6 protein-coding genes and 1 rRNA gene are annotated in these 8624 nt (G+C 27.8%); 2 read left to right on the top strand and 5 right to left on the bottom strand.

All coding sequences use genetic code 11. From position 1 onward, the window contains the following. The 4 genes from IO99_RS17105 to pckA form a co-directional block, all read right to left on the bottom strand. Nucleotides 1-225: ribosomal RNA gene (locus IO99_RS17105) — 16S ribosomal RNA — on the bottom strand; the annotation flags it as partial. A gap of 540 nt (nucleotides 226-765) precedes the next feature. Further along, entirely contained in the window at nucleotides 766-1545 is a 780-nt protein-coding gene (locus tag IO99_RS17100; RefSeq protein WP_035135618.1) for a serine hydrolase, read from the bottom strand. A gap of 413 nt (nucleotides 1546-1958) precedes the next feature. Then, nucleotides 1959-3056, bottom strand: a complete 1098-nt coding sequence (locus IO99_RS17095; protein WP_035135616.1) for a hypothetical protein — start codon at nucleotides 3054-3056, stop codon at nucleotides 1959-1961. A 175-nt stretch (nucleotides 3057-3231) separates the two neighbouring features. Beyond that, on the bottom strand, nucleotides 3232-4806 hold the full coding sequence (pckA, locus tag IO99_RS17090) for a phosphoenolpyruvate carboxykinase (ATP) (protein WP_035135614.1): 1575 nt from the start codon (nucleotides 4804-4806) through the stop codon (nucleotides 3232-3234). Between the two features lie 386 nt (nucleotides 4807-5192). On the opposite strand from pckA, the gene IO99_RS17085 reads away from it, so the two are divergent. Both IO99_RS17085 and IO99_RS17080 read left to right on the top strand, forming a co-directional pair. Then, nucleotides 5193-6542 carry a Mur ligase family protein gene (locus tag IO99_RS17085; protein WP_035135612.1) on the top strand — a complete coding sequence of 450 codons (1350 nt, stop codon included), beginning with the start codon at nucleotides 5193-5195 and terminating at the stop codon, nucleotides 6540-6542. A 15-nt stretch (nucleotides 6543-6557) separates the two neighbouring features. Beyond that, a complete protein-coding gene (locus IO99_RS17080; protein ID WP_035135609.1) occupies nucleotides 6558-7280 on the top strand; it encodes a type 1 glutamine amidotransferase in 723 nt (240 codons plus the stop codon). 81 nt (nucleotides 7281-7361) lie between these two features. Here the strand turns inward: IO99_RS17080 and IO99_RS17075 are convergent, their stop codons facing one another. Beyond that, a complete protein-coding gene (locus IO99_RS17075; protein WP_035135607.1) occupies nucleotides 7362-8621 on the bottom strand; it encodes a helix-turn-helix domain-containing protein in 1260 nt (419 codons plus the stop codon). Nucleotides 8622-8624: the final 3 nt, after the last annotated feature.

Here is an 8624-nt window from a genome sequence, read left to right as displayed (position 1 = left end):
CATCTTATAGCGGATTACTCCTTTGATGTTTCTACCATGCGATAAAAACATTTCATGCGGTATTAATCTTCCTTTCGGAAGGCTATCCCCCTCTATAAGGCAGGTTACCCACGTGTTACTCACCCGTCCGCCGCTAATCCACCCCGAAGGGCTTCATCGCTCGACTTGCATGTGTTAGGCACGCCGCCAGCGTTCGTCCTGAGCCAGGATCAAACTCTCAATTTAAAAAGTTTGAGCTATGCTCTTTTTTTCGCTGACTTGTTAAGTCATTTATTTGATAGATTTCTCTATCGGAATTAACTGGTTTTACCTTTTTCTCTGTTTAATTTTCAAAGACCATTTGGTTTTCATTATCATCGATTACTTCCGACGACTCTTACTATTCTACTAGATAATCTCTTATCTGTCAACATTTTTTTAAGAAGTTTTTTTCTTAATTTCTTGTTGTTTTCTGCCGCATCTCTCAGCGACAAGACTTATCTTATCATGATATGATAGCTTGTTCTTTTATAATAACTGCATTGTATCAAAATAAATAGATATTTCTTTAATTTCCTTATAATAGCTATATAATTCTATTACTGATACACCAGGCAATATTGTTACCAACAATTTCAGTATTCCTTACTTTCTAATGATTATAAGTTTAAAAATCAAACTATACTTTACCTTTTTCTTTAAAATTACATCGCGAAATTTTAATAATTTAATATTAAATTAAAGAGCGTGGACAAAATCCACACTCTTTAACTTAGAGATATTATATTAATTCCAATCCTTATCAATAATATCAAACATCATTTTCCCAACTCTTGTTAAAGAACTAACTCCATAAACATTAGATGGTAAATTTCTTGACATAACAACAAATACAAAATCACCTTTTTCCAAATTTAATAACACAATATCATTTTCTATTCCTTCTAAACTTCCTGCTTTATGTGCCGTTTTAACTTTAAAATCTTTAGGCCAATAAAATGATATCCCTGTGGTTAATTGATTTCTTCTAATAACTTCTAAAATAAATTTACTATGTTTTTCATTTAACACTTTCCCCTTGCTTAATAATGCTAAACCTTTACATAAATCATAGCTTGTAGTTATATTTTCATTATCAAAATCTTCTTTTTTACCTGATGGATATTTTTTTATAAATGTAGATGTTAACCCCATATCATGAATGATACTATTTATCCTATCTTTGCCTATAGTGTTTATAAGTTTGCATGCTGCTGTATTATCACTTTGAATAAGCATTGCAACTATTAATTCTTTAATACTATATTGTCTTCCTTCTAATTCATGTATAATACCAAAAGAACCAGAAACCTTATCCTCATTTGTTATTGTTACTAATTGATCTAAAAATATATTAGTAGATTCCACTTCTTTCATTACTGCCATAGCAATAGGAAGTTTAATACAACCAGCAGCTACCATTTTAAGATCTTCATTAAACCCATAAGTATAATCGCTTTTTAAATCTGCAAAATAAAAACTATATTCCCCTTCTCTTGTCTCTAAATAACGTTTGATTTCTTTCATACATACCCTCCACATGCCAAATGGTAATATCAATTTATAACTAGCTATATTATAATTTTCTTTATATATTATGTCAAATTTCTGACTATTGTAAAAAATCAATAAAGTGATATACTTTTTAGATTATATCACTTTATTGTTCATACTAAATGAGTTAATATACAGCACTTTTATGCTGTAGTATTTTAATTGTAATATATAAATACGTATTACACATTTATATAATCACTTTATTATTCATTTACGCGTCTTATATTTACAAATACTTAACTTATTTATTTTATTTATATATATATATAAGTTAAGTAACTATTACCTCAAAATTGTAAAAATTAACAATTATATTCCTGCACACAAAGCTTGCGGAAAGATAATGTCATCTACGTCCCTAGTTTTCTCTTTTCCCCTTTCTTCTATTTCTTTATAACCACCTGTCGTAAGGGATTAGTACCGTCTAATGAAATCTCTATAGTTGTAACACCTTTTTCTATAGATAAATTATAATAGGTGTCAACCTTAATAAAATCCCCATTATTTACTCTAACATAAAACTCCTCAAGCATTAAACTATTCATAAATGCTCCTAAAGTAAATTTTATATAGTTATCATCATCTTCCTTTACATTGGTTTTCGCAAATATAATAGTAGGAATTTTATCTACCTCATTATTCACTTTTTCTTCATAAGGATTAATGTTAAATAAAGAATCATTATCTACAAATATAGTTGGTGGAATATAACCTTTAGAAGTTTCCAATTGAGCATCCATAACATCTTTTACATATGTTATATATGAGTTTATTATGGATCCCTCATATTTACTGTTATCAATTCTTATACTGTAAGTACCTAGATGATTATTTAATAGCTTTATAGACTTTTTATCTAAAACTCTACCTTCATTACTACTAACCTTAAGTTTCGATAAATCTTTCTTTAGAACCTCAATGGCACTTAAAGGTTCATCACCCTCTTTAAAATATCCACCTGTGACCACATCAAACATTACCCACTTATTAAAATTAGAATCCCATACTTCTAATACAGAGTAGTTTCCATTTAATCTATATTCCCCAACTCTAACCTTTATACCTATTGAAGATAACAATTCTTGAAGCACTGTATTATAATCCTTTTGTGAAACCTTTTTTCCCGACATTAGAATTTTTAAAAGCTCTTCTCCATCTTTGTTAGTATCCATATCAGAAAGAGTTATTTCTCCTTTTTCATCTAACCATTTGTTTATATCTACACATTTCATAATTTCACTAGTATTTTCTTTAACTAAAGTCTCAACTTTATATTTACTTTTCAGTGTAGCTATTTCCGCTACAGAACTATCAATGTAATAAAACTTTATATTATTTCCTGAATATAAATTATCCCATTTTTCTACTTTAGTAGTATAATCATGTTCTTTATCTCTTTGACTAAACATCCAAAATCCCACAACACTTAATATTATAACCAAAACACCTAATCCTATATTTTTTCTTTTTCTAGCTTTCAACCCATTACTCCCCTTTACATCTGCATATTGTTATATTTATATTTTATTATAAACTTTTTTCCAATAAAATAAAAGTTTTCTATACTTCATGACAAATTTTCGTTATTTATATTATTCTATCTCTATATAAAGAAAAGAAACTCATTTTAATCTGAGTTTCTCTTCTTTATAATTATTATTTATTATATCCAGGTGCTGCATTCAATATATCTTCACTTACGCTATCAAATTTTTTAAAGTTTTCACGGAACTGTTTAACAAGCTCGTACACTTTCTTATCATACTCTTTTTTATCTTCCCAAGTATTTTTAGGTTTTAATATTTCAGATGGTACATTTGGAACCTCTTTAGGAATAAGGACATTAAAGTTTTCATCCTTTTCGAATTCAGCATTTCTTAAATTGCCTTCTATAGCAGCCTTAACCATAGCTCTAGTATAAGATAAATTCATTCTTTTACCTACACCATATTCTCCACCAGACCATCCAGTGTTAACAAGATATACTTCTGTATTATTTTTTATAATTCTTTCTCCTAATAGTTTAGCATATACTTCTGGTTTCATAAGCATAAAAGGCTCACCAAAACAAGCAGAGAATGTAGCTTTTGGTTTAGTTATTCCTCTTTCTGTACCAGCTAGCTTACTAGTATATCCTGACATAAAGTGATACATAGCAGCTTCTTTAGTTAATTTAGATATTGGTGGTATTACACCAAAAGCATCTGCAGTTAAAAATACTACTGTATTAGGATTTCCACCAACTCCACTTATTTCAACATTTTCAATAAAATCTATAGGATATGCGCCTCTTGTATTTTCAGTTAAAGAATCATCATCAAACATTGGTCTATTATTTTCATCTAAAATTACATTTTCTAGTAATGCTCCAAATTTTAAAGCATTATAAATTTCTCTTTCCTTTTCTTTATCTAGCTTGATAGTTTTCGCATAGCATCCACCCTCAAAGTTAAATACTCCTTCATTACACCAACCATGTTCATCATCACCAATTAATTTTCTATCTGGATCTGCAGATAAAGTCGTTTTTCCAGTTCCAGAAAGTCCAAAAAATACAGCAGTATCACCATCTTCTCCAATATTAGCTGAACAGTGCATAGGGAATACACCCTTTTTAGGTAATAAGAAGTTCATTATAGAGAATATTGATTTCTTAATCTCTCCAGAATATTGACTTCCACCAATTAAAACAATCTTCTTTTCAAAATTAATTATTATAAAGGCTTCAGAGTTTACTCCATCCTCTTTTCCTTTAGCTTTAAAACCAGGTGCTACAATTACATTAAACTCAGGTTTAAAACTTTCTAATTGTTCTTTTTCATATCTTCTAAATAATTGATTAGACATTAAAGCTTGTGATGCCAATTCATTGACAACTCTTATATTCATGCTATACTCTTTCATTGCTCCAACATAACCATCAAATACATATAAATTCTTAGCAGATAAATAATCTATAACTTGTGAATATAAATTATTGAAAATTTCTTCTTCTATAGGTAAGTTAACCTCTCCCCAATTAATTAAATCATTTACACTTTCTTGTCTTACGATAAATCTATCTTTAGGAGATCTTCCTGTATATTTTCCTGTTTTTACAACAAAAGCTCCACTATTAGCAAGAATTCCTTCTTCATTTTTAATAGCATGAGAAACTAACTCTGCATAGCTTAAATTTCTATAAATTTCCTTATTAGTATTAATTTTTAAATTATTTAAGTTAAAATCCATTTTACTACCCCCAAATATCTTCTAGGAATTAATGTAACACATTTTTTAATTTCCTAATATTATAATACTACTTTTTTATAAAAATGCAACAAATATTTTATTTTTCTTTATTAAATCATATTTTATTCAGAATTATTGCAAGTCGAACTTCATTATACTGCATTTTAAATATTATAATAGTATATAGTACATCACTTTTATCGAATTTTGCTAACTTTTAATATTTTTTTAAATCTAAATTAATATTTTAAATCATCCTTTCATTTTCAATTTAGAATGATGTCATTAATGTAGATATATGTTATAATATAAAATTGATATACTTATAAATACTTAAATTAATTTATTAAAATAACTCTGAGAAATATTTAAAGGATGTGTGAAAAATTAAAATAAATTCATTTATAGCTATAGTCACTTCAAAAATTATATTAAAATTAAGTACCAAATTATTTAAAGGAGGTTCAAACTTTCCTGGCAAAGTCGCTTTAGCCTTAGACAGAAGTATATTATCAACAGTTGCTAAAGGTTATAAAGTAATTTTAATCACAGGTACTAACGGTAAAACTACAACCACTAGCATGATTTATAATATTCTTAATAAAGCGGGTAAAAATGCTATAACAAATAATACTGGAGCTAATATGAATACTGGAATAGTTGCGTCTTTCATTTCTAATTTCAAATTTTCTGATAAGAATAAAGATATGTACGCAGTTATCGAAGTAGATGAGGCTTACCTTAAATTCATAACAGAATATATAAAACCTGAAATAATTACTGTAACTAATCTATTTAGAGATCAGTTAGATAGATATGGAGAGGTACATACTACTTATAACAAAATTTTAGAAGGAATACATAAATCTCCTCAATCTCTACTTGTTCTAAATGGTGATGAGTCTCTACTAGGTAAAATTGATGCCAATAATCCTGTAGTTTATTATGGCTTTAATGTTCCTATTAAAGAAAATATAGTTTTAAATGTAAATGCAGACAGCAAGTTCTGTAAATTCTGTAAGACTCCTTATAGTTACGAATTTATTACTTACAACCATCTAGGAAAATACTTTTGTGCAAACTGTGGGTATGAAAGACCTGAACTTAAATATCATATTGATGAAATAACAGCTTTAACTACCGAAGGCTCAGAAGTTGTTGTTAATGAAGAAAGTTACTTTATAAATCAATCTGGAGAATATAACATATATAATGCTATTTGTGCATTATCTGTAACACTAGAATTGGGTATAGAATCAACTTCAATTAAAGCATCTTTACAAAATCAAAAGAGCACTTTTGGAAGGCAAGAGAGTCTAAATATAAATGGAAAAGAAGTAAAAATAATTCTTGTAAAAAATCCTGCTGGTTTTAACCAAGCTATAAACACTTTGCTTCTTAATAATAAACCTATAAATTTAGCATTGATGTTAAATGATAATTATGCCGATGGTACAGATGTTTCATGGATATGGGATGTAGATTTTGAAAAATTAAATTCACTAGAAATAAATGATATTATAATCTCTGGTATACGTCTTTATGATATGGCTGTAAGACTTAAGATTGCTAATCTTAAAGAAGAAAACTTTAAAATCTGCGAATCCGATGATGAGCTTATAAATAATATAATAAGTGCTGAAGCAGAAACCACATATGTACTTGTTACATATACTGCTATGTTACATCTTAGAAAGTTATTGCACAGTAAAGGCTATATAAATAAAATTTGGTAAGGTTAAGGTGAGTTTATGGAAATTAATATATGTCATTTATATCCTGATTTATTGAATGTTTATGGTGATATTGGAAATATTCTAATTCTTAAACATAGGGCTGAGAAAAGAGGAATAAATGTTATAATAAGAAACGTATCAATAGGTGATGCATTTAACCCTGAAGATTTTGATATAGTATTCTTCGGAGGTGGTCAAGATTATGAACAGTCCATAGTTTCTAAAGACTTAGTAGAAACTAAGAAACAAGGGATTACCGATTATATAGAATCTGGAAAAGTATTTATATGCATATGTGGAGGATATCAACTTTTAGGAAAAACCTACGAAACTTCTACAGGTGAGATTTTAGAAGGATTGGGTGTATTAGATATTTATACCAAAGCTTCTAATGAAAGATTAATAGGCAATTCAATTATATATAATGAATTCTTTAATGAAACCTACGTAGGATTTGAAAATCATTCAGGTAAAACTTACATTGGTAATTTAAATCCTCTTGGTATAGTAAAATACGGATTCGGTAACAATGGTGAGGATAAAAAAGAAGGTTGTGTTTATAAAAATACTTTCTGCACTTATTTTCATGGAAGCTTACTATCTAAAAATCCCGAGCTTACAGATAGACTTTTATCTTTAGCCATAAAAAATAAGTATGGTGAAGTTGAACTTTCCCCTCTAAATGATTCCTTCGAAATTAAAGCTAAAGATCATATTATAAAAAGATTTATAAAATAAATATAGGTTATTGCAAAGTGATTAAAAATCATTTTGCAATAACCTATTTTCATATTAAAACCTGATAAATAAACTCACTAACTAATAAAAACTTTTATCCATCTTAAATGCCAAACTAAAATATTTTATTGAATCATTAACATTTCCCATATCATGATACATGGTACCTATCTTCATATACCTTTTATATATTTCACTCTTAGTTCCATATTTCATCAGAGCATCTAAAGAGAGCATCATATACGTTTCAGCCATTATATAATTCTTCTTCCTTTCGAATATCATGGCTTTATAGTAGTATGCTTTTTCCATTATTGGAACAAGCTCTAGTTCAATAGATAAATCTAGGACTTCTTCTATATAGTTTAACACTAAATCGTAGTAACCATACTCTATCAAACTTTTAACCCCATCAATTAAAAATTCACATAACTGCTCTTTATCACTTCTTGGATATTCACTCAATGCTCTTTCTACATAGTCTAAAGCCTCGTCTTTAATTCCATTTTCAAACATAGCTTTTGCAAGATCATAATATGCTCTTGCTTTTTTATCTAGCAAGTTATCATATCTTTTTAAAGCTTGTTCTTCATAGTATTTAACTTCATCGCCACCTAAATAAATTTCTATAATAGCTAGTACTTTATATATTTCTGCATTTACATACTCATTTTTATTAAATGAAAGTATTTCCTTTAAATCTTCACTAACTTTTTTTGCTTTAATTATATTATTACACATTATATAGATTACTACTTGATTATAAGTTGCCTTTATATATTCTACTGAGTCTTTTTTATCTAATTCAATAAGTTTCTTCCTTACTGTTGATATATAACTACCTGCTTGAGAACATTCACCATTAGTATATAAATATTTTGCTATATACATATAATAATTAATATGTAAAATTTCATCTTTAGACTTTTGACAAGAATTATAATATCTAGGTATAGTAGTGCTTAATTCCGCTGACATACCGTGATTCAAATAGTATTCAAATAGTATTTGAAATAGTTTACAACTCAAATCATAATAGTGATACTTTTCTGCATAATCTACATTGTATAGTACATCTTCTAAAGAAATTAATGGCGTCATAGAATTAAATTTTTCAATATTTGCTTCTATCTGTTCTCTTACACCATGTTTTAAATACTCCATATCTAATCCAAGCTTATCTACAATAATTTCTAGAATCCAATCTTCTGGATCAACCTTATTGTTTTCTATACAACTCATTTTAGAAACGGAAATTTTATCTTCACATATATCTTTTAAAGTTAGACCTTTATATATTCTGGTCCTCTTTATTTTTTCTCCAGCCGATAATATTTCCATAGT

This window comes from Clostridium sulfidigenes (assembly GCF_000732635.1).
Lineage (GTDB): Bacteria > Bacillota > Clostridia > Clostridiales > Clostridiaceae > Clostridium_J > Clostridium_J sulfidigenes.
The sequence above is the reverse complement of the archived record's forward strand: the minus strand, read 5'-3'. Positions and strand labels throughout refer to the sequence as shown.